General features: G+C 66.3%; 25 protein-coding genes, 1 tRNA gene and 1 pseudogene. 13 read left to right on the top strand and 14 right to left on the bottom strand.

Annotation, left to right across the window (positions count from 1 at the left end; translation table 11 throughout):
- Entirely contained in the window at positions 1 to 396 is a 396-nt protein-coding gene (locus NGK62_RS29245) for a hypothetical protein (protein ID WP_059373634.1), read from the bottom strand.
- A gap of 355 nt (positions 397 to 751) precedes the next feature.
- On the opposite strand from NGK62_RS29245, the gene NGK62_RS29240 reads away from it, so the two are divergent.
- Genes NGK62_RS29240 through NGK62_RS29230 form a run of 3 tightly spaced genes read left to right on the top strand, consistent with a single transcriptional unit; the run spans position 752 to position 4562 of the window.
- The gene (locus NGK62_RS29240; RefSeq protein ID WP_054456025.1) at positions 752 to 1960 is read left to right on the top strand and encodes a DesA family fatty acid desaturase; all 1209 of its coding nucleotides are present in this window, start codon (positions 752 to 754) and stop codon (positions 1958 to 1960) included.
- Complete coding sequence (locus NGK62_RS29235) at positions 1957 to 4251, top strand: UvrD-helicase domain-containing protein (protein ID WP_059373632.1); 2295 nt, start codon at positions 1957 to 1959, stop codon at positions 4249 to 4251. Before NGK62_RS29240 ends, NGK62_RS29235 begins: the two co-directional genes overlap by 4 nt.
- Positions 4252 to 4256: 5 nt before the next feature.
- The gene (locus tag NGK62_RS29230; RefSeq protein ID WP_118935078.1) at positions 4257 to 4562 is read left to right on the top strand and encodes a chorismate mutase; all 306 of its coding nucleotides are present in this window, start codon (positions 4257 to 4259) and stop codon (positions 4560 to 4562) included.
- A gap of 63 nt (positions 4563 to 4625) precedes the next feature.
- On the opposite strand, the gene NGK62_RS29225 is transcribed toward NGK62_RS29230, so the two are convergent.
- From NGK62_RS29225 to dapC, 9 genes are all read right to left on the bottom strand, one after another.
- A complete protein-coding gene (locus NGK62_RS29225) occupies positions 4626 to 5807 on the bottom strand; it encodes a cytochrome-c peroxidase (protein ID WP_251881632.1) in 1182 nt (393 codons plus the stop codon).
- On the bottom strand, positions 5780 to 8413 hold the full coding sequence (locus NGK62_RS29220; RefSeq protein ID WP_251881630.1) for a TonB-dependent receptor: 2634 nt from the start codon (positions 8411 to 8413) through the stop codon (positions 5780 to 5782). The genes NGK62_RS29225 and NGK62_RS29220 overlap by 28 nt, the downstream gene beginning before the upstream one ends.
- A 117-nt stretch (positions 8414 to 8530) precedes the next feature.
- Positions 8531 to 9448 carry a FecR family protein gene (locus NGK62_RS29215; protein WP_251881629.1) on the bottom strand — a complete coding sequence of 306 codons (918 nt, stop codon included), beginning with the start codon at positions 9446 to 9448 and terminating at the stop codon, positions 8531 to 8533.
- Positions 9449 to 9450: 2 nt separating this feature from the next.
- The gene (locus NGK62_RS29210) at positions 9451 to 9939 is read right to left on the bottom strand and encodes an RNA polymerase sigma factor (protein WP_118932706.1); all 489 of its coding nucleotides are present in this window, start codon (positions 9937 to 9939) and stop codon (positions 9451 to 9453) included.
- A gap of 124 nt (positions 9940 to 10063) precedes the next feature.
- Positions 10064 to 11998, bottom strand: a complete 1935-nt coding sequence (locus NGK62_RS29205; protein WP_251881627.1) for an ABC-F family ATP-binding cassette domain-containing protein — start codon at positions 11996 to 11998, stop codon at positions 10064 to 10066.
- Positions 11995 to 12891, bottom strand: a complete 897-nt coding sequence (prmB, locus tag NGK62_RS29200; RefSeq protein WP_059373627.1) for a 50S ribosomal protein L3 N(5)-glutamine methyltransferase — start codon at positions 12889 to 12891, stop codon at positions 11995 to 11997. Before prmB ends, NGK62_RS29205 begins: the two co-directional genes overlap by 4 nt.
- A 9-nt stretch (positions 12892 to 12900) precedes the next feature.
- Entirely contained in the window at positions 12901 to 14043 is a 1143-nt protein-coding gene (gene dapE / locus NGK62_RS29195; RefSeq protein ID WP_059373625.1) for a succinyl-diaminopimelate desuccinylase, read from the bottom strand.
- On the bottom strand, positions 14043 to 14864 hold the full coding sequence (dapD, locus tag NGK62_RS29190; RefSeq protein WP_013394697.1) for a 2,3,4,5-tetrahydropyridine-2,6-dicarboxylate N-succinyltransferase: 822 nt from the start codon (positions 14862 to 14864) through the stop codon (positions 14043 to 14045). Before dapD ends, dapE begins: the two co-directional genes overlap by 1 nt.
- Before the next feature lie 24 nt (positions 14865 to 14888).
- Positions 14889 to 16085 carry a succinyldiaminopimelate transaminase gene (gene dapC, locus NGK62_RS29185; RefSeq protein WP_251881625.1) on the bottom strand — a complete coding sequence of 399 codons (1197 nt, stop codon included), beginning with the start codon at positions 16083 to 16085 and terminating at the stop codon, positions 14889 to 14891.
- Positions 16086 to 16132: 47 nt separating this feature from the next.
- On the opposite strand from dapC, the gene NGK62_RS29180 reads away from it, so the two are divergent.
- The 9 genes from NGK62_RS29180 to NGK62_RS29140 all read left to right on the top strand — a co-directional run bounded on the left by NGK62_RS29180 (position 16133) and on the right by NGK62_RS29140 (position 21374).
- Positions 16133 to 16219, top strand: a tRNA-Leu gene (locus tag NGK62_RS29180).
- Between the two features lie 234 nt (positions 16220 to 16453).
- Positions 16454 to 16786 (top strand): AraC family ligand binding domain-containing protein, encoded by a 333-nt coding sequence (locus NGK62_RS29175; RefSeq protein ID WP_059373620.1) that lies wholly within the window; start codon positions 16454 to 16456, stop codon positions 16784 to 16786.
- 43 nt (positions 16787 to 16829) lie between these two features.
- Positions 16830 to 17159 carry a hypothetical protein gene (locus NGK62_RS29170; protein ID WP_124260363.1) on the top strand — a complete coding sequence of 110 codons (330 nt, stop codon included), beginning with the start codon at positions 16830 to 16832 and terminating at the stop codon, positions 17157 to 17159.
- 142 nt (positions 17160 to 17301) lie between these two features.
- Positions 17302 to 17694 carry a VOC family protein gene (locus NGK62_RS29165; RefSeq protein WP_059373611.1) on the top strand — a complete coding sequence of 131 codons (393 nt, stop codon included), beginning with the start codon at positions 17302 to 17304 and terminating at the stop codon, positions 17692 to 17694.
- Positions 17695 to 17952: 258 nt separating this feature from the next.
- On the top strand, positions 17953 to 18666 hold the full coding sequence (gene aqpZ / locus NGK62_RS29160; protein ID WP_054456051.1) for an aquaporin Z: 714 nt from the start codon (positions 17953 to 17955) through the stop codon (positions 18664 to 18666).
- Positions 18667 to 18717: 51 nt separating this feature from the next.
- On the top strand, positions 18718 to 19407 hold the full coding sequence (locus tag NGK62_RS29155; protein WP_059373609.1) for an MgtC/SapB family protein: 690 nt from the start codon (positions 18718 to 18720) through the stop codon (positions 19405 to 19407).
- 77 nt (positions 19408 to 19484) lie between these two features.
- Complete coding sequence (locus NGK62_RS29150) at positions 19485 to 20048, top strand: cytochrome b (protein WP_251881623.1); 564 nt, start codon at positions 19485 to 19487, stop codon at positions 20046 to 20048.
- Positions 20049 to 20141: 93 nt separating this feature from the next.
- Positions 20142 to 20999 carry a 3-deoxy-8-phosphooctulonate synthase gene (kdsA, locus tag NGK62_RS29145; protein ID WP_251881622.1) on the top strand — a complete coding sequence of 286 codons (858 nt, stop codon included), beginning with the start codon at positions 20142 to 20144 and terminating at the stop codon, positions 20997 to 20999.
- 66 nt (positions 21000 to 21065) lie between these two features.
- On the top strand, positions 21066 to 21374 hold the full coding sequence (locus NGK62_RS29140) for a hypothetical protein (RefSeq protein ID WP_059373603.1): 309 nt from the start codon (positions 21066 to 21068) through the stop codon (positions 21372 to 21374).
- A 24-nt stretch (positions 21375 to 21398) separates the two neighbouring features.
- Here NGK62_RS29140 and NGK62_RS29135 read toward each other — a convergent pair whose 3' ends face one another.
- Positions 21399 to 21884: a GNAT family N-acetyltransferase gene (locus tag NGK62_RS29135; RefSeq protein WP_118932699.1), complete on the bottom strand. Its 486-nt coding sequence runs from the start codon at positions 21882 to 21884 to the stop codon at positions 21399 to 21401.
- 176 nt (positions 21885 to 22060) lie between these two features.
- Here NGK62_RS29135 and NGK62_RS29130 point away from each other — a divergent pair.
- Positions 22061 to 23710, top strand: a pseudogene (locus tag NGK62_RS29130) (PqiB family protein).
- Between the two features lies 1 nt (position 23711).
- Here the strand turns inward: NGK62_RS29130 and NGK62_RS29125 are convergent.
- From NGK62_RS29125 to NGK62_RS29115, 3 genes are all read right to left on the bottom strand, one after another.
- Positions 23712 to 24131, bottom strand: coding sequence for a shikimate kinase (locus NGK62_RS29125; protein ID WP_251881620.1), 420 nt, complete (start codon positions 24129 to 24131; stop codon positions 23712 to 23714).
- 126 nt (positions 24132 to 24257) lie between these two features.
- The gene (locus tag NGK62_RS29120) at positions 24258 to 24566 is read right to left on the bottom strand and encodes a hypothetical protein (protein WP_059373681.1); all 309 of its coding nucleotides are present in this window, start codon (positions 24564 to 24566) and stop codon (positions 24258 to 24260) included.
- Between the two features lie 94 nt (positions 24567 to 24660).
- Positions 24661 to 26103, bottom strand: coding sequence for an MFS transporter (locus tag NGK62_RS29115; RefSeq protein WP_251881618.1), 1443 nt, complete (start codon positions 26101 to 26103; stop codon positions 24661 to 24663).
- Positions 26104 to 26220 lie beyond the last annotated feature (117 nt).

Genomic DNA, 26220 nt, shown 5'->3' with positions numbered 1-26220 from the left:
TCAGGGACCCGGCGTCACCACCACCGTGGCGCTGTAGCGCCGCGTGCCCAGGGTCTTGTTCTGGTACTTCACTTCCCAGGCCAGGCTGTCATTGCCCGCCTGGTCAGCCTGGTAGACCACCTGGGACACCGGCACGGTCTGGTAGGCGCAACGCCCGGAATCGCTGGACTGGCCCCGCGTCTGCATGATGTTGGCCTTGCCCAGGCGCGGCGTCATGGTGAGCGACACGCGCGGCGCGCGCAGCGCCAGGCAGTCCGATCCGCGGATCTCGTAGTACGAGGCCAGCACGGCGACGTCGCCCGATTTCAGCGTTTGCGCGGAAACGGCGGCGGGCAGGGCGGTTCCCAGCGCGGCCAGGGCGTAAAAAAATTGGGGACGGATTTTTTTCAGCAACATCAGTGGGACAAAAGAGACAGTTTGGTCGGTAAAGCACCCGCAGTGTGCGCCAGCCGCAAGTCCGCTTCAAGACCGGACGCCAAGCTGACAGGAACTTTAACGGTGAAATCGAGCCCAAACCTTGCGCCTTCGCGTATGCCCCCCACCTACCCTGGGGAGGACGGCCCTAGCGCCGCGTGCCGCAAGGCTCGGCCTCGCAACCTGCGTTTTTGGTTGCGAGAGTGGCTTTTTGCCCTGAAAAACCGGGGCTTAGTCCTTGATTTCGCTCAAAAACTATTTTGAAACTACCTTGTCATAAGTCAGCCAAGGTAAGCTAAACTCCAGGCACTTCTCTAGCGAGGCTCCTTACAGCTTTATGGATTACATCCTTTCCTTCATTGCCGGCGGTCTGACCCAAGCCACTTGGTGGCAGGTTGTCGTGTTCACTCTGGTTGTGACGCACATCACGATTGTGTCGGTCACGGTCTTTCTCCATCGCAGCCAAGCGCACCGTGGTCTGGATCTGCATCCGGCCGTCATGCACTTCTTCCGTTTCTGGCTCTGGATGACGACCGGCATGGTCACCAAGGAATGGGTGGCCATTCACCGCAAGCACCACGCCAAGTGCGAAAAGGAAGGCGATCCCCATTCGCCCATCCTGTTCGGCATCTGGAAGGTGCTGTTCCGCGGCGCGGAACTGTACCGCGAAGAATCGAACAACAAGGAAACCATGGCCAAGTTCGGCCACGGCACGCCTGACGACTGGCTCGAGCGCAACGTCTACAGCAAGCACAGCCTGTGGGGCGTGCTGACCATGCTCGCCATCGACATCGCCCTGTTCGGCGCCATCGGCGTCACCGTGTGGGCCGTGCAGATGGCCTGGATCCCCTTCTGGGCCGCCGGCGTCGTCAACGGCATCGGCCACTACTGGGGCTACCGCAACTACAACAGCCCGGACACCAGCACCAACGTGTTCCCCTGGGGCATCGTGATCGGCGGCGAAGAGCTGCACAACAACCATCACGCCCACGGCACGTCGGCCAAGTTCTCGGCCAAGTGGTACGAGTTCGACATCGGCTGGTGCTACATCAACATCCTGAAGTTCTTCGGCCTGGCCAAGATCAAGAAGGTTGCGCCCAAGCTGAAGCTGGACGACAGCAAGACCGGCATCGACCTGCGCACCCTGCAGGGCGTGATCACGCACCGCTACGAAGTCATGGCCCGCTATGCGGACGTGATCAAGAGCGCCGCCCGTGAAGAGCTGGCCAAGCTGAAGGATTCGCGCAACAAGGACAGCGCCGAGTGCGACTGGACCAAGCTGCACAGCGTGCGCCGCGCCATCCACCGCAACGAGGACATCCTCCAGCCCGAACAGGTTGCCGCCGTGGATCAAGCCATTGCCCGCAACAAGTCGCTGGCCACGCTGGTGCAGATGCGCCGCGAACTCGGCCGCATCTGGGAAAGCTCCAGCGCCAGCAGCGAACAGCTTCTTCATGACCTGCAGGCCTGGTGCCAGCGCGCCCAGCAAAGCGGCATCGCCGGGCTCGAGCAATTCGCTCAACGTCTGCGCCGCTACGCGGCATGATGCTAGAGAAGCTCAATCCTGAACAACGCGCCGCAGTAACGTTAGAACCGCAGCACGCCCTGGTCCTGGCCGGGGCGGGCAGCGGCAAGACCCGGGTGCTCACCACCCGCATGGCCTGGCTGATTCAAACCGGCCAGGCCTCGCCTTTTGGGCTGCTGGCGGTCACGTTCACCAACAAGGCGGCGCGCGAAATGCTTGCGCGCATGTCGGCCATCCTGCCGATCGATACGCGCGGCCTGTGGATCGGCACCTTCCACGGTCTGTGCAATCGCATGCTGCGCGCGCATCACCGCGATGCCGGCCTGCCGCAAAGCTTCCAGATCCTGGACGTCACCGACCAGCTCGCGGCGATCAAGCGCCTGATGAAGGCCAACGGCGTCGACGACGAAAAGTATCCTCCCCGCGATGTGCAGCGCTTCATCAACGGCGCCAAGGAAGAGGGCCTGCGTCCCGCCGACGTGGAAGCCTATGACGCCCATCGCCGCCGCCTGATCGAGATCTACCAGCTCTACGAGGCCCAGTGCCTGCGCGAGGGCGTGGTGGACTTCGCCGAGCTGCTGCTGCGCGCCTACGAACTGCTGTCGCGCAATGCGCCGGTGCGCGAGCACTATCAGCGCCGTTTCCGCCATATCCTGGTCGACGAGTTCCAGGACACCAACACGCTGCAGTACAAGTGGCTGCGCCTGTTGGCTGGCGGCGGCGCCGCGATCTTCGCGGTGGGCGACGACGACCAGTCGATTTATGCCTTCCGCGGCGCCAACGTCGGCAACATGGCCGACTTCGAGCGCGACTATGCGCGCGGCACCGTGATCCGCCTGGAGCAGAACTACCGTTCCTTCGGCCACATCCTGGATTCGGCCAACGCGCTGATCGGCCACAACACCGGCCGCCTGGGCAAGAATCTCTGGACCGAGCAAGGCGACGGCGAGCCGGTGCGCGTCATCGAGCAGCCGTCCGACGGCATGGAAGCGCAGTGGATCGTGGACGAAATCCGTTCGCTGATCCGCGAAGGCAGCCTGCGCCGCGAGATCGCCGTGCTCTACCGCAGCAACGCGCAGTCGCGCGTGCTGGAACACGCCATCTTTTCCGCCGGCATTCCCTATAAGGTGTACGGCGGTTTGCGCTTTTTCGAGCGCCAGGAAATCAAGCACGCGCTGGCCTACCTGCGCCTGATGGCCAACCCGCACGACGACACCTCGTGGATGCGGGTCGTCAACTTTCCCACGCGCGGCATCGGCGCGCGCACGCTGGAGCAATTGGGCGACGCCGCGCGCGCGCACGACACCAGCCTGTACGCGGCCGTGGCCCTGGTGCCCGGCAAGGGCGGCTCCAACCTGGCGCAGTTCGCGCAACTCATCCATCGCCTGATCGAAGAGACCCGCGACCTGCCGTTGCCGGAAATGGTCGAGCACATGCTCGAGGCCAGCGGGCTGAACGCGCATTACAAGGCCGAACGCGAAGGCGCGGAGCGCCTGGAAAACCTGAGCGAACTGGTCACTGCCGCGGCGGTGTTCGCGTCCGAGGAAAACTACGACGGCATGCCTGCCGGCGTGGTGCCCGAACAGGACACGGCCTCCACGCTGAACGCGGGCGTGGTCGACGCGCCGGTCGTGGCGTCCGACGGTCTGACCCCGCTGGCGGCATTCTTGTCGCACGCAGCGCTGGAAGCGGGCGACAACCAGGCCCAGCAAGGCCAGGACGCCGTCCAGCTCATGACCGTGCACGCCGCCAAGGGCCTGGAGTTCGACGCGGTTTTCATCACCGGCCTGGAAGAGGGGCTGTTCCCGCACGAGAACAGCGTCCTGGAAGCTTCCGGACTGGAAGAAGAGCGCCGCCTCATGTACGTGGCCATCACGCGCGCGCGCCAGCGTCTGTACATCAGCCTGGCGCAAAGCCGGATGCTGCACGGCCAGACGCGCTACGCGATGCGTTCGCGCTTCCTGGAAGAAATCCCCGAACAGCACCTGAAGTGGCTGTCGCCCAAGGCCGGCCTGGCCCAGGTCGGCGGCACGGGCGCTGGCTGGGGCGGCGGCAATCGCGGCGACGCTTTCGGCCGCAAGCCCACCAATACCATTGCGCCGCGTCAAGCGCGCAGCGTCACCACCGGCGTCACGGTGGGCGACAAGCAGTATCGTGTAGGTCAGGGCGTGCACCACGCGCGGTTCGGCGAGGGCACGATCATCGGCTTGAGCGGAGCAGGGCAGGACGCCCAGGCTGAAATCCAGTTCCGCGACGTGGGCGCCAAGACCTTGGCGCTGGGCATCGCCAAACTCGACATTGTTCAGGGTTGATACTCATGGCCGACAACGATACTTCCAAAGCCGAGTTGGCGTCGCTGCGCGCCGAGGTCGATGAAATCGACCAGCAGATCATGCTGCTGCTGGGCGTGCGGTTCCGCTGCACGGACATGATCGGCGAGCTCAAGCGCGAGTTGGGCATGGACCTGGTGGATCCCAAGCGCGAGGAGCAGCAGGTCGCGCGCATCCGCCGCCTGGCGCAAGAGGCGGGCGTGCCGCCCGCGCTTGCCGAAACCATCCTGCGCGAAGTGATCGACACCGTGGTCGACCACCACACCCGCCTGCGCGAGCGCCCCTACTCGTAATGCCAGGCCGGCGGCGCGCGGCAGCTTGCATCAGCGAGCCGCCGCGCGCCGCCTCTTCCTTTCCTACAAGACCCGCATGAACGCCAGCAAGGCGTCGATCTCGTCCGCGCTCAACGCAAGCGGCCGGATGTGTTCGGACTTGCGCGGCGCATAGGGGTCGGGCGGATCGCTGGGCTCGGGGTCGCGGCCCATGCCGGCGTTGTACATCCGCAGCAGGCCCTTCAGGTCGGGAAACAGGCCGTTGTGCATCCACGGTCCGGCGCGCGACACATTGCGCAGGCTGGGCGTGCGGAACTTGCCCAGATCGGCGGGATCGCGCGTCGCTTCGTAGCGTCCCAGATCCTGGTTGCGGCGGCCATAGAAGGACAGGCCGATGTTGTGGAACTGGTGGTCGGTCAGCATCGCGCCGCTGTGGCAGTTCATGCAGCGCGCCTGGGTGCGGAACAGGTGCATGCCGATCAGCTCGGCATCGTCCAGCGCGTCGGATTGCCCATCCAGGAATGTGTCGAAGCGCGTGGGCTCGGGCCGCAGCGTCGCGACATAGGCGGCCAGCGCGCGTGCCAGGCGGTCGGCATCCACTGGCGGCCGAGCGGCCGGCGCCGCGCCGAACGCCTGCAGGAACTGCGCCGGGTACGGGGCGGCCGCCAGCAGCCGCGCCACGGCGCCGTCGGCATCATGGTTCATTTCGCGGGGATCGTGGATGGGGCCCAGCACCTGCTCCTTCAGGCTGGCGGCGCGTCCGTCCCAGAACAACCGGGGCGCGAACGGCGCCGCATACAGCGGCGTGGAGCGCCGCCTGCCCATCAGCTTGTCTTCGCCCACGGCCAGCGCCAGGCCGTCGGTGAAGGCGCGCTGCGGCAGATGACAGGAGGCGCAGGACACCTGCCCCTTGCGCGACAGCCGGGTATCGAAGAACAGCATCTGCCCCAGCGTCACCACCGCCGGACGCGCAACGTCTGCGGCAAGTTCTGCCTGGCCGGCATTGGCCGCGGTCCAGGCCAGGGGCGGACTGGAGGCCGGCGGCGCTGGCCCCCATTCGCGCCAGTCCATGCCAGGATCGATCGTGGGCGCAGGCCAGGTCGAGGGCGGCCCAGCGTAGTGCGGGCGCAGGCAGGCGGCGTTCCAGCCCGTGGATGTGCGGCAGGCGGTCTGATCGTCCCGGGCGTCTGCATCGGCGTGGGACGCGGACGCCGCCAGCGCCAGCGCCGCGCCCAGGATCAGAAGCGGTAACCGACTTGCAGCCATAGCTCCCGTCCCGTCTGATAGGTACTGCGGTTGGTCTTGACGTTCGGATTGCTGGCCGTCACGGCGGGCCTGCGGTCCAGCACGTTCAGGACTTCGACCGTGAATTCCAGGCTGCGCGCGAACGTGGGATTCCAGGAAAGCTTGGTGTCCCAGGTCCAATAGGACGGGATCTCGCCGGATTCGAAACGCTCCAGATAATCGGGCCGCGGACCCAGTCCCACGTAGATGGTGGCGTCGCGCTTGCTGCGCCAGTTCACCATGTTGCTCCAGGTCAGGCCTGTGCGCGGCCACGCGCCGGTCAGGCTGAGCGTGGCGATCTGCGGCTGGTAGAAGGAGCTTGGCGGCAGGTCGATGGCGCGCAGGCGCGAGCCGTTGTAGATCACGTATTCGTCGGGGTCGCGCGCGTCGCCGTTGTAGCCTTCGACCAGGTCCGCGTTGGTCTTGCGCTTCTGCCAGCTCCAGCTTGCCTGCATGTTCCAGCGCGTTTCGCCCAGGCGCCAGGGCTCCAGTGTGCGTAGCGACAGGCTGACGCCGTCGGTGGTGGACAGGCCTTCGTTGGTGTAGCGGTAGCCGTCCTTTTCGGTGCCGGTCTTGGTCCACTGGTCGCGGCCGTTGCGGCGCACGTAGCTCAGCACGCCTTCCATGCCCGCCATGCGCTGGCGCAGCGAGATCGCCCATTCGTCGTCATAGGGCATGCGCAGCCCCTTGTACTCCACGTAGTACTCCTTGCCGCCGTCCGCCACGGGGTTGCCGTTCTTGTCCAGCACCTGGCGCCGCAGGCGGCTTCTTTCCGCTTCAAGCGCGGTTTCCAGCACGCTGGAGCCGTAATAGCGCGACCATCCGGCGCTGAGCAGGGTGTCGCCCGATCCGAACATGTCCCAGTCCAGCCGCGTGCGCGGCGACACGTTGTTGCTGCCCAGGAAAGTTTCGCGGTCGTAACGCAGGCCAGCGTCCAAGGCCAGCCGTTCCCATTCGATGCGGTCCGATAGGTACAGGCTGGCCATGTCGTAGTTCACGTCCACGGTGCCGGGCAGGTAACGGACTTTGCTGTAGTCGCGATAGCTGCCATCGCGGTTATAAGCCCGCTGGTAGGAATGGCTTTCCTGGAAACGCTCGAAGTTCGCCTGGACCCGGTTCAGTTCGGCCCCCGCGTACGGAATGTGCGTGAACACGCCCGTCCGCACCGGATCCAGGTCGACGCGGCCCTTCAGCGTCCAGGTGTCCTGCCGCGTCTGTTCCTTGCCGAAGCCGCCGGCCGTGTACTGCGGCAGCCGGTAGGGGCGGAAGGTCACGAGTTCGTCGCCGATGGATTCGCGGTTGCTCAGCGACCGGTCCCAGCCCGCCTGCAATGCCAGGCGTCCCCCCTTGAAATAGTGATCCACGTTGGCGCCGATACCGCGCGCCCCATGGTTGTTGTCCCAGCGCGTGTGCCGGAACAGGTCGCTGGCCAGGGTTTCGCTGCGGTCGCTGTACTTCAGCGTCAGGTCGGCCGTGGTATCGGCGCTGGCGCGCACGCTGAACTTGCCCAGGAAGTTGTCAATGCGGTCGCGGTAGGCATCCTGGCCCGGGGTCGGCTGCCCCTTGTCATCCACGCCCATGTTCCAGCGTGTGATGTCCGATTCGCGCCGCGACATGGCCAGCACCGCGCCCGATTTTTCATTGAAGGCCAGATCACCCACGGCCGAATAGAAACGCTTCTTCCATTCGGGTGAGTAACCCGGTTTCCCTTTGGCCCAATTGTTCTCTTCGCCCTCGGCGACTTGCTGTCGCGTCATCTTGGAGGTGTTCCAGCGGTAGTCGAGGTTAATGCGGTTTTCGCCCGAGAACCGGCGCAATCTCGCGTCCACCACGCCACCGGTGAAGCCACCGTACTCCACCGGCACGAAGCTGTCGTGCACGCGGACTTCCTCCAGCAGGCTCGTGTCCACGAAGTACGACTGTGGGTTGCTGGGCACGTTGCCGACCTGCAGGTTCAGATTCTTGCTGGCCGGATTCACGCGGTTGGTCGCGTCCATGCCGTCGAGCTGGAACAGGTTCTGGTAGGGGCTGGAGCCGTGGAAGGAAATGTCTTCCACGTTGAGTGAGCCGCGGTTCTGCGAGCCGGCCGCGCCCGGATTGGTGCGCACCGCCGGATGCGTCGCCACCAGCGTGCTGAGGTCGCGGTTGGAACTGGGCGTCTCGGCGATGTCCTCGCGGGTATAGATGCGCTCGCGGACCTGTTCGCCGTAGACCCGCACGGCGTCCAGACGCAGGGCGGAAAATTGGTTGGTCTTGTCCACGTAGACGATGTAGCGTCCGGGGCCGTCCGCGCGTAGCGCCAGCCCGGACCCCGCCAGCAGGTGGTTCAGCGCGAGCAGCGGCGAATACTCTCCGTGCAGCGGCGGGGAAGTCTTGCCCGCTACCGCCGCCGGCGGAAACGAGATCTCCAGGCCGGCTTGCCGGCCCAACGCGAGCAAGGCGTCGCCCAGGGGTTGGGCCGGCAGGTCATAGGCAACGGGCGCGGCGGGCTGAGCAGGGGCCGGCGAGGCCGTGAGCAACGCGGCGGCGAGCAGCGCCGCCGTAGCGCCAGACCGGCGCGCGCGTCGGTTGAAGTGGAGAAACAGCATGAATGCGTCCAAGCGGGTGTTGATGTCAGCCGTAGGACGTGTGCAGGTACGGATTACCTCAGTGGATTGCCGATGAATAATTTATATCGATTCTCATTTACTGATTAGCAAACGGCTCTAACGCAAGATCAACAGGCCGGGCAGTTCGGTAATGCCGACCTTGGTCTGCGCCAGCAGCAGTTCCAGCGCACGCTTGGGATCGCCGATGCCGGCTGTGCCCGACACGTGCAAACGCCTGGCGGTGTCGCCCAGCACCAGGATGTGCTTGCCGCCATAGCGGGAGAGCCGCGCCGCAGCCTGGGGCAATGCGACATTGTTGAAAGCCAGCAGGCCCTGGCTCCAGTCCGGCGCCGGTTCCTGCGCGGTGGCGAGGCGGGCGATGCCCGTCGCCGACACGGCGGCTTCCTGGCCCGCGTCCAACACCAAGGCGGCGTCACCCTGGCAGACCAGGCAATGGACTGCGACGCGATGTTCGTACACTGCCACGCGCGTGCCGTCGGCCTCGCGCGCCACGACATAGCGGGTGCCGAGCGCGGCTGCGGACGCGTCCGGCGTCACTACCGTGAAGTCCGGACCGCCGGGCGCGCGCGGCGCGGCCGCGAACAGCGCACGTCCGGCCAGGAGCCGTACTTCGCGCTTGCCTGGCGCGAAATCGATGGCGATGGCCGAGTCCGCGTCCAAGGTGGCGCTGGAGCCGTCGGGCAGGGCCACGCGGCGCACTTCGGTGCCGGTCGTGTAGTCCGCGCCGGGATGGGTGGCGCGCAGCAGTTGCCAGGCCGGCCAGGCCGCCAGCACGGCCAGCGCCGCCGCCGCGCCGCGCTTGCGCGTGCGCCGCGGCGCCAGCTTGCCGCGATCGATTTCGCCCATGCGCCGCCACAGACGCGCCAGCCGTTCATAGGCGTCGGCGTGGCTGGCGTCGGCGCGGTACCAGGCTTCGAACTCCGCCTGAGCTTGCGCATCCATGCCCTGGCCGCTGTGGCGCACGACCCAGCGCGACGCTTCTTCCTCGGCGCTGCCGGTCTTGGGGGCGGCCATGCTCAGGACGCCAGCGCCTGGTCGCAGGCCAGCAGGATACGCATCATGTGCTTTTCCACCGCGCTGACAGAAATCGCAAAACGCTCGGCAATGGCGCGGTAGCTCAGGCCCTCGTGCCGGTGCAGCACGAACACGTCAAGGCTGCGACGCGGCTGGGTCAGCAGCGCGGCTTCCAGCCTGCGCAGCATCTGCCGCGCGGCAGCCACGTCCAGGGTGTCGGGCTCGTGCAGGGTAGGGCGCGAAGCGGCGTAGTCGGCGGTGGCGATCTGTTCGCGGCTGCGGCGCCGGTGCCAGTCGGTAGCGATATTGGCGGCCACGCGGAAGACGTAGGCGCGGTCGTTGTCGGGACGCGTCCTGTCCTTGAATTCCGCCAGTTTGATCCAGGTGTCCTGCGCGCAGTCCTGTGCGACGTCGCGCGAGCCGGTGCGCAGGGAGAGGAAACCCAGCACCTCTCGGTAATGGCGGAGAAATACTTCCGTGAGCGTAGACATGTCGCCGGCGCCGGGCGCCAGATAGAGTCAAATTCGCGGCAAAGTATAAATGATAACGATTTCTATTTCTAGATAAAGAGGGCGTGAAGGAAGCGGCGGCGGGCAGGGCGCCCGCCGCAGGCCGTCAGGCCTCGGACTGTTCGATCTCTTCCAGGGAACCCTGGATTTCCAGCCACTGCTCTTCCAGCTCGTCCATGCGCTTGCCGTGTTCGCCATGCTCGGCCATGACCTTTTGGCGTTCGGCGCGGCGAGCATCCGAGTACAGGTCCGGGTCGGCGATGACGGCGTCCAGCGCATGCAGCTTGGCGCGCAGCTTCTCCATCTCGGTCTCGACCTTGGCGAGCCTGGATTCCAGCGGCTTGCGCAGCGCGGACAGGCGCTGGCGCTGTTCGGCTTCGGCGCGGCGCTGGGCCTTGCGGTCCACCACCGGTTCGTTGCCTGCGGCGTTCTCGCGCGCGGCTTCCGCGCGTTCGCCGGCGTTGCGGGCGGCGAGCCAGTCGCGGTAGTCCTCCAGGTCGCCGTCGAACTCCTGTACCGCGCCGTCGGCCACGATCCAGAAGCTGTCCACGGTGGTGCGCAGCAGATGCCGGTCATGCGACACCAGCAGCATGCTGCCGCCGAAGTCCGCCAGCGCGGCGGCCAGGGCTTCGCGCGTTTCCACGTCCAGGTGGTTGCTGGGTTCGTCCAGCAGAAGCAGGTTGGGCTTTTGCCAGACGATCAGGGACAGCGCCAGGCGCGCCTTTTCGCCGCCGGACATGGGACCGACCTTGCTGGTCACCGTGTCGCCGGAAAAACCGAAGCCGCCCAGATAGTTGCGCAGCTCCTGTTCGCGGGTCTCGGGAGCCAGGCGCGCCAGATGGGCGATGGGCGTGCTGTCCACGTCCAGCATGTCCAGCTGGTGCTGATGGAAATAGCCGATGGCCAACCCGCGCGAGGCGCGGCGCGTGCCGGCCTGCACCGGCAGCTCTTCGGCCAGGGTCTTGATCAGCGTGCTCTTGCCGGCGCCGTTGGCGCCCAGCACGCCGACGCGGCTGCCGGCGCGCACCATCAGCGTCACGTCGCGCAGGATGGGCACCGCGTTGCCGTCGGCGTCCGTGTAGCCGGCCGACAAATGTTCCAGGGTCAGCAGCGGATCCGGTACCTGGTCGGGCGAGGGGATGCGGATGTCGATGCCTGCTTCGGCATGCAAGGGCGCCAGCACCTGCATGCGCGCCAGCGCCTTGACGCGGCTCTGCGCCTGCTTGGCCTTGGACGCCTTGGCCTTGAAGCGGTCGATGAAGCCTTGCAGCCGGGCCGCTTCGCGGGTCTGGCGTTCGTAGGCGATATTGGTCTGGCGCAGGCGCTCGGCGCGCTGCGTCAGGAAGTCGCCATAGCCGCCGCGGTAGCGCACCAGCTTGGCGTGGTCGAAATGCAGGATGGACTTGGCGACCGCGTCCAGGAACTCGGTGTCGTGGGAAATCAGCATGACGGTGCCGGGATAGGCCGCCAGCCATTTCTCCAGCCACAGCATGGCGTCCAGGTCCAAGTGGTTGGTGGGCTCGTCCAGCAGCAGCAATTCGGACGGCGCCATCAGCGCGCGGGCCAGGGCCAGGCGCATGCGCCAGCCGCCGGAAAAGCTCGCCACCGGCTGCATCCATTCGGCGGGCTTGAAGCCCAGGCCGGCCAGCAGCTGCTCGGCGCGCGAGGCCGCGCTCCAGGCGCCGGCTTCCACCAGCGCCGCTTCCACCTCGGCGATCTGCGTGCCTTGCTCGTCCGTCAGCTCGGCGCGGCGCGCCTGCAGCTCGCGCAGATGCGTGTCGCCGTCGATGACGAATTCGCGCGCCGGGCGCTCGTCGGCTTCGATTTCCTGCTTGACGCTGGCTATGCGCCAGCCGGCGGGCATGGCCAGGTTGCCCGCGTCCAGGTCCAGCGTGCCGGTCAAGAGCGCGAACAGCGAGGACTTGCCCGCGCCGTTCTTGCCGACGATACCCACGCGCTCGCCCGGATGCACGACGAATTCAGCGCCGTCCAGCAGCACCTTGGTGCCGCGGCGCAGGGTCAATCCAGTAGCGCGTATCACAGGCTGAGTTGCTCGCGGGTAAGCAGCAGAAGCTGGTCGGAGGCTTCTTCCGTGTCCAGCCAGACGGGCGAGAGTTGCGGGAAGGCGGCTTCGAAGAAGTCGCGTTCGTGGCCGATCTCCAGCACCAGCACGCCTTCCGGCGTGAGAAAGCGCGGCGCCGCTTCCAGGATGCGGCGCACCAGGTCCATGCCGTCGTCGCCGCCGGCCAACGCCAGCTGCGGTTCGTGGCGGTACTCCTGGGGCAGGACGTCCATGGAGCCGCTGTTCACGTAGGGGGGATTGCAGATGATCACGTCGTACAGACGCGGCGGCAGGCTGTCGAACAGATTGCTTTCGTGCAGGTCCAGCCGGTCCGTCAGACCGTAGTCGTCCACGTTGCGGCGCGCCACTTCCAGCGCATCCGGCGACACGTCGACCGCGTCCACGTGGGCATAGGGGAAGGCCAGCGCGGACAGGATCGCCAGGCAGCCGGATCCCGTGCACATGTCCAGCACGTTCTCAACCGCCAGCGCATCCTGCACCCAGGGCGCGAGGCCCTGGTCCAGCAATTCGGCGATGGGCGAGCGCGGCACGATGACGCGCTGGTCCACGTAGAAGCGGTGGCCGCGCAGCCAGGCCTCGTTGGTGAGGTAGGCGGCGGGCAGGCGCTCGGTCACGCGGCGGTCGATCAGGTCGAGCACGCGGTTGCGTTCTTCGCTGAGCACGCGGGCGTCCAGAAAGGGCTCCAGCGTATCCAGCGGCAGATGCAAGGCGTGCAGCGTCAGGTAGACCGCCTCGTCCCAGGCATTGTCGCTGCCATGTCCCAGCGCCACCTGGGCGGCGTTCAGGCGTGACACGCCGTAGCGGATCAGGTCGCGCAGGGTCAGCAGTTCTTGGCGGGCGGATTGATACATGTGAGGCTTTTACTTGGGCGGCAGCAGGAGGTTTTCCAGCGTGCGCCGATAAATGTTCTTCAACGGATCCAGCGAGGCCACTTCGATGCGTTCGTTGACCTTGTGGATCGTGGCGTTGCAGGGACCGAATTCGATGACCTGCGGGCAGATCTTGGCGATGAAACGGCCGTCGGACGTGCCACCGGTGGTGGAGAGCTCTGCCGTCACGCCGGTTTCATCGCGGATGGCCGAGACCAGCGCATCCGTCAACGAACCGCGCGGCGTCAGGAAGGGCTCGCCGCCCAGTTCCCAGTCCAGCGTGTACTCCAGGCCATGGCGGTCCAGCACTTCATGCACCCGCGCCCGCAGGCTTTCCGGCGTGCTGGCGGTGGAGAAGCGGAAGTTGAACAGCGCCACCGCCTCGCCCGGCACCACGTTGGTGGCGCCGGTGCCCGAGTTCAGGTTCGACACCTGGAACGTGGTGGGCGGGAAGTACTCGTTGCCCTGGTCCCATTCGATGCTGACGATGTCGGCCAGGGCCGGCGCCAGCTGGTGCACGGGGTTGCGCGCCAGGTGGGGGTAGGCCACGTGGCCCTGGATGCCCTTGACCGTGAGCTTGCCCGACAGCGAACCGCGGCGGCCGTTCTTGCAGGTGTCGCCCAGCACGTCGCCCGAGGTGGGTTCGCCGACGATGCAATAGTCCATCTGTTCGCCGCGCGCCTTCAGCGCGTCGCAAACGATGGCGGTGCCGTCGATGGACGGGCCTTCTTCGTCGGAGGTGATCAGCAGGGCGATCGAGCCGCCATGCTGCGGGTGGGCCGCCACGAATTCCTCGGCCGCCACCACGAAGGCGGCGATCGAGCTCTTCATGTCGGCCGCCCCGCGACCGTACAGGTAGCCATCGCGCTCGGTGGGAACGAAAGGATCGCTTTCCCACTTTTCGCGCGGACCCGGAGGCACCACGTCCGTGTGACCGGCGAACACGGTCAGCGGCGCCGCGCTGCCGCGGCGCGCCCACAGGTTGGTGACACCGCCCTGGGCGATGGTCTCGCAGGTGAAGCCGATGCGTTCCAGGCGCGCGGCCAGCGTCGCCTGGCAGTCTTCATCGGCCGGCGTGACCGAAGGGCGGGCGATCAGGTCCTTGACCAGATCCAGTACGGCTGAATTGCTCATCAGGCCCTCAGCAGATCGTTGATGCTGGTCTTGGCGCGGGTCTGCGCGTCGACGCGCTTGACGATGACCGCGCAAGCCAGGCTGTGCGAGCCGTCGGCCGACGGCAGCGAACCCGGGACCACGACCGAACCCGACGGCACGCGGCCGTAGGTGATCTTGCCGGTGGCGCGGTCATAGATCTTGGTGCTTTGCGACAGGAACACGCCCATGGCCAGCACCGAGTTCTCTTCGACGATCACGCCTTCCACGACTTCCGAGCGGGCGCCGATGAAGCAGTTGTCTTCGATGATGGTGGGGTTGGCTTGCAGCGGTTCCAGCACGCCGCCGATGCCCACGCCGCCCGACAGGTGCACGTTCTTGCCGATCTGGGCGCAGGAGCCGACGGTGGCCCAGGTGTCGACCATGGTGCCTTCGTCGACGTAGGCGCCGATGTTCACGTAGGAGGGCATCAGCACCACGTTGCGGGCGAGGTAGGCGCCGCGGCGGGCCACGGCCGGCGGCACCACGCGGTAGCCGCCTTGCTTGAAGGCGTTGTCGCCGTATTCCGAGAACTTGAGCGGCACCTTGTCGTAGAACTGCAGGGGGGCCTGGCCCATGATGGCGTTGTCGTTCAGGCGGAACGACAGCAGCACGGCCTTCTTGATCCACTGGTGCACAACCCAGTCGTCGTTGATTTTCTCGGCCACGCGCAGGCGGCCCAGGTCCAGGCCGTCGATGGTGCGCTCGACCGCTTCGCGCACTTCGGCGCTGGCGTCGGTGGGCGACAGGTTGGCCCGGTCGTCCCAGGCTTTTTCGATGGTGGTCTGCAGGTCGAGAGTCATAGCGGCTCAGCTTTTAAAGGTTGATCAAACGGAAGTATGCACAAAATGGGCGATGCGTTCGGCTGCCTGCACGCAGTCAGCCAAGGGCGCCACCAGAGCAATGCGGATGCGGCCCTGGCCGGGATTCACGCCGTGAGCCTCGCGTGCCAGGAAACTGCCCGGCAGCACGGTAACACCGGTACGGCCAAAAAGGTCGCGCACGAACGCGGTATCGGAACCCGGCGTGGCCGCCCACAGATAAAACGAGGCCTGCGGGCGGGACACGTCCAGCACCTTCTGCAGGATGGGCACGACGGCGTCGAATTTCTCGCGGTACAGGCGCCGGTTGTCCTTCACGTGCGCCTCGTCCGTCCAGGCGGCGATGCTGCCTGCGGACACGATGGGGCTCATGGCGCTGCCATGATACGTGCGATACAGCAGGAAGCGGCCGATCAGCGCGGCGTCGCCCGCCACGAAGCCCGAACGCAGGCCCGGCACGTTGGAACGCTTGGACAGGCTGGAGAACGCCACCAGGTTGCGGTAGGTATCGCGGCCCAGGCGGCGCGCGGCCTGCAGGCCGCCCAGCGGCGGGTTGCCTTCGTCCAGATAGATTTCCGAATAGCACTCGTCCGAGACGATCACGAAACCATGGCGGTCGGATAGTTCGAACAGCGTTTCCCATTCGTCCAGCGACATGACGTTGCCTGCCGGGTTGCCCGGCGAGCAGACGAACACCATGCGCGTCTTCTTCCAGATTTCGTCGGGCACCTGGCTCCAGTCGCTGGCGAAATTGCGCACCGGGTCGGCGTTGACGAAGTAGGGCGTGGCGCCAGCCAGGAGCGCCGCGCCTTCGTAGATCTGATAGAAGGGATTGGGGCAGATCACCACCGAGCCTGCGGACGGGTCGATGACGGTCTGCGTGAACGCGAACAGCGCCTCGCGCGAGCCCAGCGCCGGCAGCACCTGCGTTTCCGGATCCGGGGCAGGGATGCTGTAGCGCCGCGCCAGCCACTCCGAGATCGCCCGGCGCAGCGCCGGATCGCCCTTGGTGGACGGGTACACGGACAGGCCCGCGAGGCTGTCGCGGATGGCCTGTTCGACGCGCGCGGGCGCGGCGTGTTTGGGCTCGCCGATCGACAGATTGATGGGCGTCAGACCGTCCGGCTGCTGGCTGGCCGAAGCCAGCAAAGCGCGCAGTTTTTCGAACGGATAGGGGTGTAGGGCATCGAGGCGCGGATTCATGACGCAAGATTTTAACAAGCAAGCTACAATAGCGGGCTTGGCCTATAGCGAAGGTGGCGAAATTGGTAGACGCACCAGGTTTAGGTCCTGACGCCGTAACAGGTGTAGGGGTTCGAGTCCCCTCCTTCGCACCAACCTTATTTAGGCACTGATCGGGCTTCATGGCTACAGTGTCCTGCAAGCCCCAAGGCATTGAATGCCTTGGGGCTTTTCTTTTTTCGGCGCCGGCCCGCGCTTAGGGATAACCTCCCGTGCCTAAAGCGCATTTTTGATATATCTTCGCGCTCTTCGGTGGAGGCTTGCCGCTGTCCGGCATCGCAACAGCCTCTCAAACAGCCCCGTACACAGCACGATAAGGAGAGCCTTCCATGGCGCTCAAGCACGCTGCATTTCTGGATGTCATCGATATACGCACCCCGCATCGCGAACACGGGGAGGCCGTCAGCGTCAGCCTGATGAAGACGGCGCACATGCAACTGCTGCAATTGGCGCTGCCCGCCGGCAAGGGCCTGCCGCAACATGCCGTGGCGGGCGAAATCACCATTCACTGCATCGCCGGAGAGGTCAGCGTGGCATTGCGCGATGGCGTGCGCCAACTGCGCGAGAACCAGCTCGTCGCGCTGCCCGCGCACGAACCGCACGCGCTGCAGGCCGTGCACGACGCGACCGTGCTGGTGACGGTGCTGCACGCCCCCGCCTAGTACTCCTTTTCCTGACGCAGACGTGTTCCCTGAGAGGTGAGCCGTGCATGAGCTATTGGCCGACTGGTGCGAAATCCTGAACCGCTTGCTGCGGGACGTGGCCGATGCCCACGCCACGGCGCAGGCGCGCGACAGCGCGCTGCGCCATGCCCACCGGCATTCCTGCCAGGCGCCGATCTGCTTCCGGATGTCCGGGACCACGGTCGGCCATCTGGCGGAAACGCTGGATTGCGCCATCCGTGCGTCCTGCGCCCGCCACGACAACTCCGCCTGGGTGCAGGCGCTGGATGTGGCTTACACCAAGTTCCTGCTGTATCTGATCCGCGACGTGGACCGGTGGTCCAGCGGCGGGCTGCACCAAGAGGCGGCCTAGGCAGGGATCAGGCTGTCGGCTGGCAAGACTACTAAATACTGGATAAATGAACAGTAATCTGGTTCAATCTCGTCATGCGCCTCCGGCGCGCATATCGGCCACAGCGCGGCCACAGCGCCATTTCCCACGATCAGGACGAACCATGAAATTCGGATACACCATCATCTACGTACCGGACGTCGCCGCATCGCTGTCCTTCTTTGAACAGGCATTCGGTTTCGCCAGGCGTTTTCTGCACGAGTCCCAGACCTACGGCGAACTGGACACCGGCGAAACCACGCTGTCGTTCGCGGCGCATGAACTGGCCGGCTCCAATTTCGGCGGCGGCCATGTAGCGGCTTCGGCGTCGGCCGAGCCGCTGGGCATGGAAGTGGCTTTCGTGACGGACGATGTGGCCGCGGCGCATGCCCGCGCGCTTGCGGCGGGCGCCACGGAAATGAGCGCGCCTGTCTCCAAGCCCTGGGGGCAGGTCGTGTCCTATGTTCGCTGTCCGGACGGAACGTTGGTGGAGCTCTGCACTCCCGTGCACGGCTAGGCGCGCTCGTTCCGGGGCGCGGGCCAAGGCGCCGGATGCGCGGCCCGGCACGGCCTGCATCGTCCGTGCCCGTGCGGCGTGCGCCTTTCCGTCTAGCCGGTCCGGACGATCCCCGAGTCCATCGGACGCCGTTACCGTGGTTGCGGCAGGGGGGGGGCGCGTCTGGCTGCGTTCAAGAATTGTCAAGATTTGCATTGCTTTAAAGTCGTCGTTGCCGCCCCGCGATACCGTGGCATTTTCGTTTTTCGGGGAGTCGACATGTATCCGCTTTCTAAGCGTTGCGGCGCTGAGTTCTTTGGCACGTTCTGGCTGGTTTTGGGGGGCTGCGGCGCCGCGGTGCTGGCCGCCGGTTTCCCGGAACTAGGCATCGGTTTTGCTGGCGTGGCGCTGGCCTTCGGCCTGACCGTGCTGACAATGGCGTTCGCGGTCGGCCATATTTCCGGCGGGCATTTCAACCCGGCCGTCACGGTGGGCCTGGTGGCGGGCGGCCGTTTTCCGGCCAAGGAAATCCTGCCTTACGTCATTGCCCAGGTCCTGGGCGCGATCGTGGCTGCGGCGGTGCTGGCCTGCATCGCCAGCGGCAAGCTGGGTTTCGACCTGAAGGGCAGCCATTTCGCGGCCAACGGCTACGGCGCCTATTCGCCGGGCAAGTACTCGATGGTGTCGGCCCTGGTGACGGAAGTCGTGCTGACGGCGGGCTTCATCTTCGTGATCCTGGGGGCGACCAGCAAGCGCGCGCCAGCCGGCTTCGCGGCGATTCCCATCGGACTGGCGTTGACGCTCATCCACCTGATCAGCATTCCGGTGACGAACACCTCGGTCAATCCGGCCCGTTCCACCGGCCCCGCGCTGTTCGTGGGCGGCTGGGCGTTGGAGCAGCTGTGGCTGTTCTGGGTCGCGCCCATCGTCGGGGCGATCGTCGGCGCCATCGCCTACCGGCTGGTCAGCGATCCCGCCCAGGAGCGTAGCTAGGCCAGGCGTTGCGCCGGGCGATAATGGGGCCAAGTCTCTGATCCTGGTCCCATGAACGAATTTTCAATCGCCATCAATCTTGTGCTGGCCATGCTGCTCGGCGCCGCCATCGGCGCCGAGCGCCAATGGCGGCAGAACTATGCCGGCGTGGTCACGCATGCTCTGGTTTCGCTGGGCGCGGCCGCCTATACCGCCTTGCCCGCGCTGCTGGACGCCGGCAACGACATGCGCCTGGGCAGCCAGGTCGTGACCGGCATCGGCTTCCTGGGCGCGGGCCTGATCATGCGCGACGGCCTGACCATACGCGGCCTGAGCGCGGCCGCCACCATCTGGGCTACCGGCGCCGTAGGGGTGCTTGCCGGCTATGGCTTCCTGGCCGAAGCCAGCGCGGTCACGGCGCTGATCCTGGTCACCAATGTGCTGCTGCGGCGCGGCGCCAGGCTGATGGACCGCTACGTACCCGACGCGGAAACCGAAGAGCGCTACTACAACATCGCCTTGACCTGCGCCTCCACGGACGAAGCCATGGTGCGGGCGGAATTGCTGAATGCCTTGGGCAAGCACAGCCTGCGCCTGCGCGGCGTGGAAAGCCAGCAGCGCGACGGCGGCCGCTCCGAGGTGACGGCGGTGGTCTATTCCATGCGCCAGGAAGACGAGCGGGTGGAACAACTGGTGGGCAGCCTCAGCCTGTTGCCGCAGACCTACTCGGCCAGATGGACCTCCGACACCGGCAACGCCTGAGGCCGGCCGGAATCAGGACGCCGTAAGTCCGATCTCAATACGCTTGCACTCCCATTCCAGGAAGATGAGCGTATTCCGTGACCACAACGATTACCCCCGCCGCGTCCACCGGCCTTGCGCACTATGACCGCGTCACCATCGCGTTCCATTGGCTGACGGCGGCGCTGGTGGTGGGCCTGTTCGCGCTGGCCGAGATCTGGGACTTCCTGCCGCGCGGCACGCCCACGCGGCGTTTGCTGCAGCACCTGCATATATCGTTCGGCCTGGTGTTTGCCGCCGTGTTCGTGCTGCGCGCCATCTGGCGCCTCACGGCGGGCAGGCGCCTGCCGCCGGCCGCCACGGGCTGGCTGCGCGTGGCTAGTACGAGCGTACACGGATTGCTGTACCTGTTGATGGCGACGCAGATCGTGCTGGGCTTTCTTTTCCGCTGGGCGCAGGGCGAGCCGTTCGCTTTCTTTGGCCTGTTCGACGTGCCCACGTTGATCGCCATCGACCACGAGCAGCGCCGCTTCATTGGCGGACTGCACGATACCGTGGCCTGGTGCATCATCGCGCTGGCGCTGCTGCATGCCTTGGCCGGGCTGTTCCACCACTATGTCCTGCGCGATGGCGTGCTGCGCCGCATGCTCTCCAGCCGCTGAGGAGCGCGCGGCAAGGGCGGGTAGTGAAAGCCGGGCCGGGCAGGTTGTACATTACGCACTATCACTGCCTTACTTCCACAGGATGTACCCACCATGACCGCCCCTGAAGTGTTTATCTCCTCCTCGATCAGCTGCGCGAACGATCGCCCCTTCGTGCTGTTCGGCGGCATCAACGTGCTGGAATCGAAGGAACTGGCGCTGCGCGCCTGCGAGGAATACCAGCGCGTCACCCGCAAGCTGGGCATCCCGTACGTCTTCAAGGCCTCCTTCGACAAGGCCAACCGCTCGTCCATCCATTCCTATCGCGGCCCGGGCCTGGAAGAGGGCATGAAGATCTTCGAGGCGGTCAAGAAGGAATTCGGCGTGCCCGTCATCACCGACGTGCATGAGCCCTGGCAGGCCGCGGCCGTGGCCGAGGTCGTCGACATCCTGCAGCTGCCGGCCTTCCTGGCGCGGCAAACGGACCTGGTGGTGGCGCTGGCCAAGACGCAGCGCATCATCAACATCAAGAAGCCGCAGTTCCTCAGCCCGACGCAGATGCTGAACATCGTCGAGAAGTTCACCGAGGCCGGCAACGACAAGCTCATCCTATGCGACCGCGGCACCTGCTTCGGCTATGACAATCTCGTTGTAGACATGCTAGGGTTTGGCGTGATGAAGAAAGTGTCCGGCAACAGGCCGCTCATTTTCGACGTCACGCATGCCTTGCAGCAGCGCTCGGCGCTGGATGCGGCATCAGGCGGCCGCCGCGAGCAGGTGGCCGAACTGGCGCGCGCGGGCATGGCCGTGGGGTTGGCCGGCCTGTTCCTGGAAGCCCACCCCGATCCCAACAACGCGAAGTGCGACGGTCCCAGCGCCTTGCCGCTGGACAAGCTGGAGCCCTTCCTGACCCAGTTGAAGATGCTGGACGACCTGGTGAAGTCCTTTGCCCCTATCGACATCGAACCCTGAATCCCGCGGTCATAACGGCTGCGCAAAGTTGTTATACGATCCGGGCCAACTATTGGGGAGGCCTGGATGTCTTTGTATGTGATCGTCGCCGTCCGAAAGGAACCCGTCAGCGGGCACGTGGCCTATGTGCGTTGGGGCCAGGCCGAACGCGGCATCCCCGGCTGGGTCACCGAGCCGGTGACGGCGGCGGCATCCGAGGTCATCGAGGCCATCAAGGACGGCGTGGAAGTCGAAACCGCCATCAGCCAGGATGGCATGAGCGTGGCGCTGCGGCCGGTGCGCGTGCTGGTGGATGACGACGGACGCGAACATCTCGCGTCCGCGCCGGTTCCCAGCTCGACCCTTTACACGCTTTTCGATCTGCCGGAATTCTGATCCGGCCAGGCCGGCTGGCGGCGCCTAGCGCCGGCCCTGCGCGAAATTGAGCAGGGCGTCTCCGGCCATCCGGTAACGCACCCATTCATCCTGCGGCAACGCGCCGATCGACTTGTAGAAATCGATGGCGGGCGTGTTCCAGTCCAGCACGCTCCATTCCAGCCGGCCGCAGCCGTTGGCCACCGCCTCTTGCGCCAGATGGCGCAACAGGTCGCGGCCCGCGCCGATGCCGCGCTGCTCCGGCGTGACGTACAGGTCTTCCAGATAGATCCCGTTCTTGCCCAGCCAGGTCGAGTAGCTGTAGAAGTAGACGGCGTAGCCGATGGGCTTGCCGTCCAGCAGGCACATCAGGGCCTTGGCCGGCGCGTTCTCGGCGAACAGGGTGCGCTCGACATCCTGGGGGCTGGCGATCACTTCATGGGCGGCGCGTTCGTACACGGCCAGCTCGGTGATGAAGGCATGGATCTGGGCCGCGTCCGAGGCGACGGCGGGACGGATTTCGATGGTCACGGGTACTTCCTGTTGCTGCTTTTGGGGGCCTTATCCTACTCGTGAATCGGGCGGCGCGCATTTCTGCCCGGCGCGTCCATTTCGGGAATACCCTTACTTGCGCGCTGGTCGTGCGGGCGCGATTCTTGAAAGCGTTCTGCCCTCGAGTCCAATGCGTACAACAGGGGACATCTCCCATGCCTGAACCTGGGTCCGCCGTTGCCAGCACGCCTGCCGCAAGCCGTAAAAGGCGTCGCCTGTCCTGGATCTGGCTGGTGCCTCTCATCGCAGCCGTGGGCGGACTGGCGCTGGTAGTGCGCGTCTGGATGCAGGCCGGCCCCACCGCCACCATCAGCTTCCAGACCGCCGAAGGGCTGGAGGCCGGCAAGACCCAGGTCCGCTACAAGGACGTCGTGGTCGGCGTGGTCGAGCGCGTGGCCCTGAACTCGGACCGGTCGGGCATTGTTGCGACCGTGCGCATCAACAAGGACGCCGGCAGCCTGCTGCAGGAAGGGACGATGTTCTGGGTGGTGCGGCCCAGGCTGACCCTGAGCGGCGTGTCCGGCCTGAGCACCCTGTTCTCCGGCGCCTACATCGGCGTGGACCCCTCCGACCGGTTCCGCCAGGAAGGAGAAAGCCGCGCCACCAAGTACAGCTTCGTCGGCCTGGAAACGCCGCCCGAGGTGCAGCAGGACCGGGCCGGCAAGCGCTACACCCTCAAGGCCCGCGACCTGGGCTCGCTGGACATAGGCTCACCCGTCTACTTCCGGCGCATTGCCGTGGGGCAGGTGGTGGCCTATCACCTGGACAGCAGCGGCGAGGGCGTCAACGTGCAGGTGTTCATCGATGCGCCCAATGACGAATACGTCAATAGCGCCACGCGCTTCTGGAACGCCAGCGGCGTGGATTTCAGCGTCGACGCGCGCGGCCTGCAGGTGCGTTCGCAGTCGCTGCTGTCCGTGATCGTGGGGGGCGTCGCATTCGACACCATCGAGCAGCACGCGCACGTGGTGGCCAAGGCCGATGCCGAGTTCACCATCTTCCCGTCGGAAGGGGCGGCCCGCGCGCAACCGGATGGCATGCCGCTGCACATCCGCATGCGTTTTGACCAGTCGGTCCGGGGGCTGGTGGTCGGCGCGCCCATCGACGCGTATGGCGCGGCCATCGGCCAGGTGGACTCGATCCGCCTGGAGTTCGACCCGGCGATCAAGTAGTTCTACGCGCTGGTCGGAGCCACCGTCTATCCCGAGCGCCTGGGCGCGCAGACGGTCGAGGAAATCAAGGAATACTCGGGTTCGACGCTGCAGCATCCCAACGGCAAGCTGCTGGCCGCGTTGATCCAGCACGGCTTGCGCGCGCAGCTGCGCATCGGCAACCTGCTGACGGGCCAGCTGTACGTCGCCTTGGCGGTGTTCCCGGACGCCAAGCCGGTGGCGTTCACGATGGAGGAAGAACCGTTCATTCCCACCGTGCCGAACAACCTGGACCAGTTGCAGCAGCAGATCAACAGCATCCTTACCAAGCTCGACAGGGTGCCGTTCGAAGGCTTGGGCGCCGATCTGGGCCAATTGCTGCGCGCCACTTCCAGCCTGATGAAGCGGCTGGATACGCGCCTGGCGCCCGAGGCGCAAGCCATGCTGCGCCAGGCCAGCAAGTCCTTGGCCGCTGTAGGCGGGGTGCTGAGCCCCGACGCCGGCCTGCCGGTCAATGCCAACGCGGTCTTGCAGGAATTGTCGCGGGCGGCCCGCTCGCTGCGGGAACTGTCGGACTATCTGCAAGCGCATCCGGAGTCGTTGCTGCGTGGCCGCGCGCCGGATGCCCAATACCAGCGCCAGCCGGCGCGCTAGGCTAGCGCGCGAGCCATTGCGCAATCAGGCAGGCGCTGGCTTGCGCGTCCGTGGCCGAGGTGTCCAGCACCAGGTCGCTGAAGGGACGCGCGGCATAGCCTTCGAGGTACATCTGCGCGATGCGCTGCCGCTCCCAATCCGTCAAGACGCGGCCGCCCCTGTCCGATTGGGCGGCCGCGAGCGTGGGGGCCAGGGTCACTACGCGCAAGCGCGCGCCGCGTTGTCGGCACGCCGCCAGGATTTGCTCGTAGCTATCCTGCTCCAAGGGGTAGGCGATGACCAGATAGCGCTCCTGCGCCTGGGCGATCAGCCTGGTGAGGCGGGCCAGCGCCAGCGCCCACTGCTCGGTGTATGGCAGATGGCTGGGGGCGTCGTGATCATCGCCGTCGATGAAGCGCGCAGCGGGCAACAGGGCGGCCAAGGCCGCTCCGACCGTGGACTTGCCGCTGTTGATCGGGCCGTTGATATGGATGACGGTGGTGTCAGGCGTTGATATGGCTGTTCCTTTCAGGGCAGGCCGGTGCGCAAGGCGTCCGCGCCGGCCGAATCAGAACAGGCATTGTCGCAAAGCGAACTTGCGGCCGAAAGCCCTCACTTCGTCGCCGTCCACGGACGCCGCCAGGTCCCAGCGGTCGCCGCGCGTCACCAGGAAGGACCGGCCGGTTGCGGCATGGCGCAAGGCGAATTGCCAGAAGGCTGCCTCGGATCCCACCGGTTCGAGGTCGTGCGGCCCGATCAGCAACCGGCTCGGGCGGGGCGTTGCGCCCAGTGTCCAGCGCAGGGCGATGCCCAGGAACGCGAAACGCGCCGAGAACGACGACGGCTGGACGGTCAGCACGCGGATTCTGTTGATCATTGCCAGGACCCCTTGCAGATAGAGTCCAGCGTAGCAAAAGCGGCCCGGGCCATCCATACCGCCTTTGGTGGGTACGGACCGGCCCGGCTGGCTGCTATTTCTGGATGGCGTCCTGCGCGTGGCCGCGGGTGATCCGCCCGAGCAGCAGCAGGGCGCCGGCTGGCGCCAGCGCGAATGCGGCGAACAGCCATTGCGCGGCATGCTGCGCGCCCGCGACGCCGCCGGGGTCCGCCAGGCCCGCGCTGTTGGTGATGACGCCAGCCAGCGCCGCCGTCAAGGCCGTTGCATAGAGCTGCACCGTGGTGATGGACGAGGAGGTCAAGGTTTCTTCGCCGGCAGGCGCCGCGGTGAAGATGCGTGTCAGCAGGTGCGGCCAGCTCAGGCCGATGCCGAAGCCCACGCCGGCCAATGCCAGCACATAGAGCGCCAACCCCGGATAGGACTGCAGTTGCGCCGTGCGCGGCGTCATATAGGCCAGGGCGGCCAGCGCGGCCAGGATCACGATGGGGCTCAGGCGCACCAGGAAATTCGCGGCCGGGCCGCTGCGGGTGGCGCTGGGCATGGCGGCCAGGGTCCAGCCCGCCGCCATGGCCGCGGTCATGTAGCCGGCCGCCAGCGGCGTCATGCCATGGATGACCTGCAGGAAATACGGCACGAAGATTTCGGTGGTGATGGCGGCCACCACCAGGCACATCACCGCGTACAGCGCGCCCAGCGGCGTGGCGATCGAGTAGGCGCCGGTGGGCAGCAGCCGCTTCGCGGCGCGCCGGTCCACCGCCGCGATCAGCGCGGCGATGGCCAGTCCGGCGGCAATGCCCGCCAGATTCCAGCGCAGGTCGGTCGACAGGCTGGCCAGCGTGATTGCCAGCACGCTGGCCACCAGCAGGCCCAGCGTGGTCACGGGCAGCGGACTCGGGCGGGAGGGCGGAACCGATTCCTTGCCGCCGACCTTGAGGGCCACGATCGCCGCCAGGGCGGCGGCCACGGGCAGCAAGGCCCAGAACGCCAGCCGCCAGTGCCCGGTCTGGGCGAAGACCCCGCCAATGGCGGGGCCGCACAAGGTGGCGACGCCCCACATGCCGGACACCAGGGCCATTGCGCGCGACCAGAGCGGCGCCTCGAAGACCAGGCGGATCAGGGCATAGCTGAGCGCAAACAGGATGCCGCCGCCCAGGCCCTGGATGCTGCGTCCGGCCAGCAGCGCAGGCATGCTCGGCGCCAGCGCGCACACCACGGAACCGGCGGTGAACACCGCGACGGCAAGCAGGTAGGCCGCGCGCGGCCCCAGCGTTTCGATCAGCCTGGCCGACAGCGCCGACCCGACGATGGAGGTCACGACGAACAGCGTGGTGTTCCAGGCGTAGTACTCCAGTCCGCCGATGTCCTTGATGACGCTGGGCAGAATGGTGGTGACGATGTAGACGTTGATGGCGTGCAGCGCCACCCCGCCTGCCAGCGCGATGGAGCGCAGGGCATTGGTCCCGTGCAGCAGATCTGCCCAGGACGCGCTTGAAACATGGGTTGTACCGGTGCTCACGCGGTCTTCCGCCTTCGAGAGAAATTATTTAAACAAGATTTGTATTGGATAATACGCATGCCGGCGCGCAACCGCAAACGCTGTGTGCGAGCGCCGCGGCCCCTTGCCGCGGCGGCA

Origin of the sequence: Achromobacter sp. Marseille-Q4954, from assembly GCF_943737025.1 — a bacterium.
Lineage (GTDB): Bacteria > Pseudomonadota > Gammaproteobacteria > Burkholderiales > Burkholderiaceae_B > Achromobacter > Achromobacter bronchisepticus_A.
The sequence above is the reverse complement of the archived record's forward strand: the minus strand, read 5'-3'. Positions and strand labels throughout refer to the sequence as shown.

Excerpts from the sequence above, each read along its gene's own strand:
- NGK62_RS29245 (WP_059373634.1), bottom strand. The coding sequence starts at position 396 with ATGTTGCTGAAAAAAATCCGTCCCCAATTTTTTTACGCCCTGGCCGCG.
- prmB (WP_059373627.1), bottom strand. The coding sequence starts at position 12,891 with ATGTATCAATCCGCCCGCCAAGAACTGCTGACCCTGCGCGACCTGATC.
- NGK62_RS29215 (WP_251881629.1), bottom strand. The coding sequence starts at position 9,448 with ATGGCCGCCCCCAAGACCGGCAGCGCCGAGGAAGAAGCGTCGCGCTGG.
- NGK62_RS29220 (WP_251881630.1), bottom strand. The coding sequence starts at position 8,413 with ATGCTGTTTCTCCACTTCAACCGACGCGCGCGCCGGTCTGGCGCTACG.
- dapC (WP_251881625.1), bottom strand. The coding sequence starts at position 16,085 with ATGAATCCGCGCCTCGATGCCCTACACCCCTATCCGTTCGAAAAACTG.
- NGK62_RS29175 (WP_059373620.1), top strand. The coding sequence starts at position 16,454 with ATGGCGCTCAAGCACGCTGCATTTCTGGATGTCATCGATATACGCACC.
- NGK62_RS29155 (WP_059373609.1), top strand. The coding sequence starts at position 18,718 with ATGAACGAATTTTCAATCGCCATCAATCTTGTGCTGGCCATGCTGCTC.
- NGK62_RS29230 (WP_118935078.1), top strand. The coding sequence starts at position 4,257 with ATGGCCGACAACGATACTTCCAAAGCCGAGTTGGCGTCGCTGCGCGCC.
- kdsA (WP_251881622.1), top strand. The coding sequence starts at position 20,142 with ATGACCGCCCCTGAAGTGTTTATCTCCTCCTCGATCAGCTGCGCGAAC.
- NGK62_RS29235 (WP_059373632.1), top strand. The coding sequence starts at position 1,957 with ATGATGCTAGAGAAGCTCAATCCTGAACAACGCGCCGCAGTAACGTTA.
- dapE (WP_059373625.1), bottom strand. The coding sequence starts at position 14,043 with ATGAGCAATTCAGCCGTACTGGATCTGGTCAAGGACCTGATCGCCCGC.
- aqpZ (WP_054456051.1), top strand. The coding sequence starts at position 17,953 with ATGTATCCGCTTTCTAAGCGTTGCGGCGCTGAGTTCTTTGGCACGTTC.
- dapD (WP_013394697.1), bottom strand. The coding sequence starts at position 14,864 with ATGACTCTCGACCTGCAGACCACCATCGAAAAAGCCTGGGACGACCGG.
- NGK62_RS29140 (WP_059373603.1), top strand. The coding sequence starts at position 21,066 with ATGTCTTTGTATGTGATCGTCGCCGTCCGAAAGGAACCCGTCAGCGGG.
- NGK62_RS29210 (WP_118932706.1), bottom strand. The coding sequence starts at position 9,939 with ATGTCTACGCTCACGGAAGTATTTCTCCGCCATTACCGAGAGGTGCTG.
- NGK62_RS29120 (WP_059373681.1), bottom strand. The coding sequence starts at position 24,566 with ATGATCAACAGAATCCGCGTGCTGACCGTCCAGCCGTCGTCGTTCTCG.
- NGK62_RS29225 (WP_251881632.1), bottom strand. The coding sequence starts at position 5,807 with ATGGCTGCAAGTCGGTTACCGCTTCTGATCCTGGGCGCGGCGCTGGCG.
- NGK62_RS29165 (WP_059373611.1), top strand. The coding sequence starts at position 17,302 with ATGAAATTCGGATACACCATCATCTACGTACCGGACGTCGCCGCATCG.
- NGK62_RS29240 (WP_054456025.1), top strand. The coding sequence starts at position 752 with ATGGATTACATCCTTTCCTTCATTGCCGGCGGTCTGACCCAAGCCACT.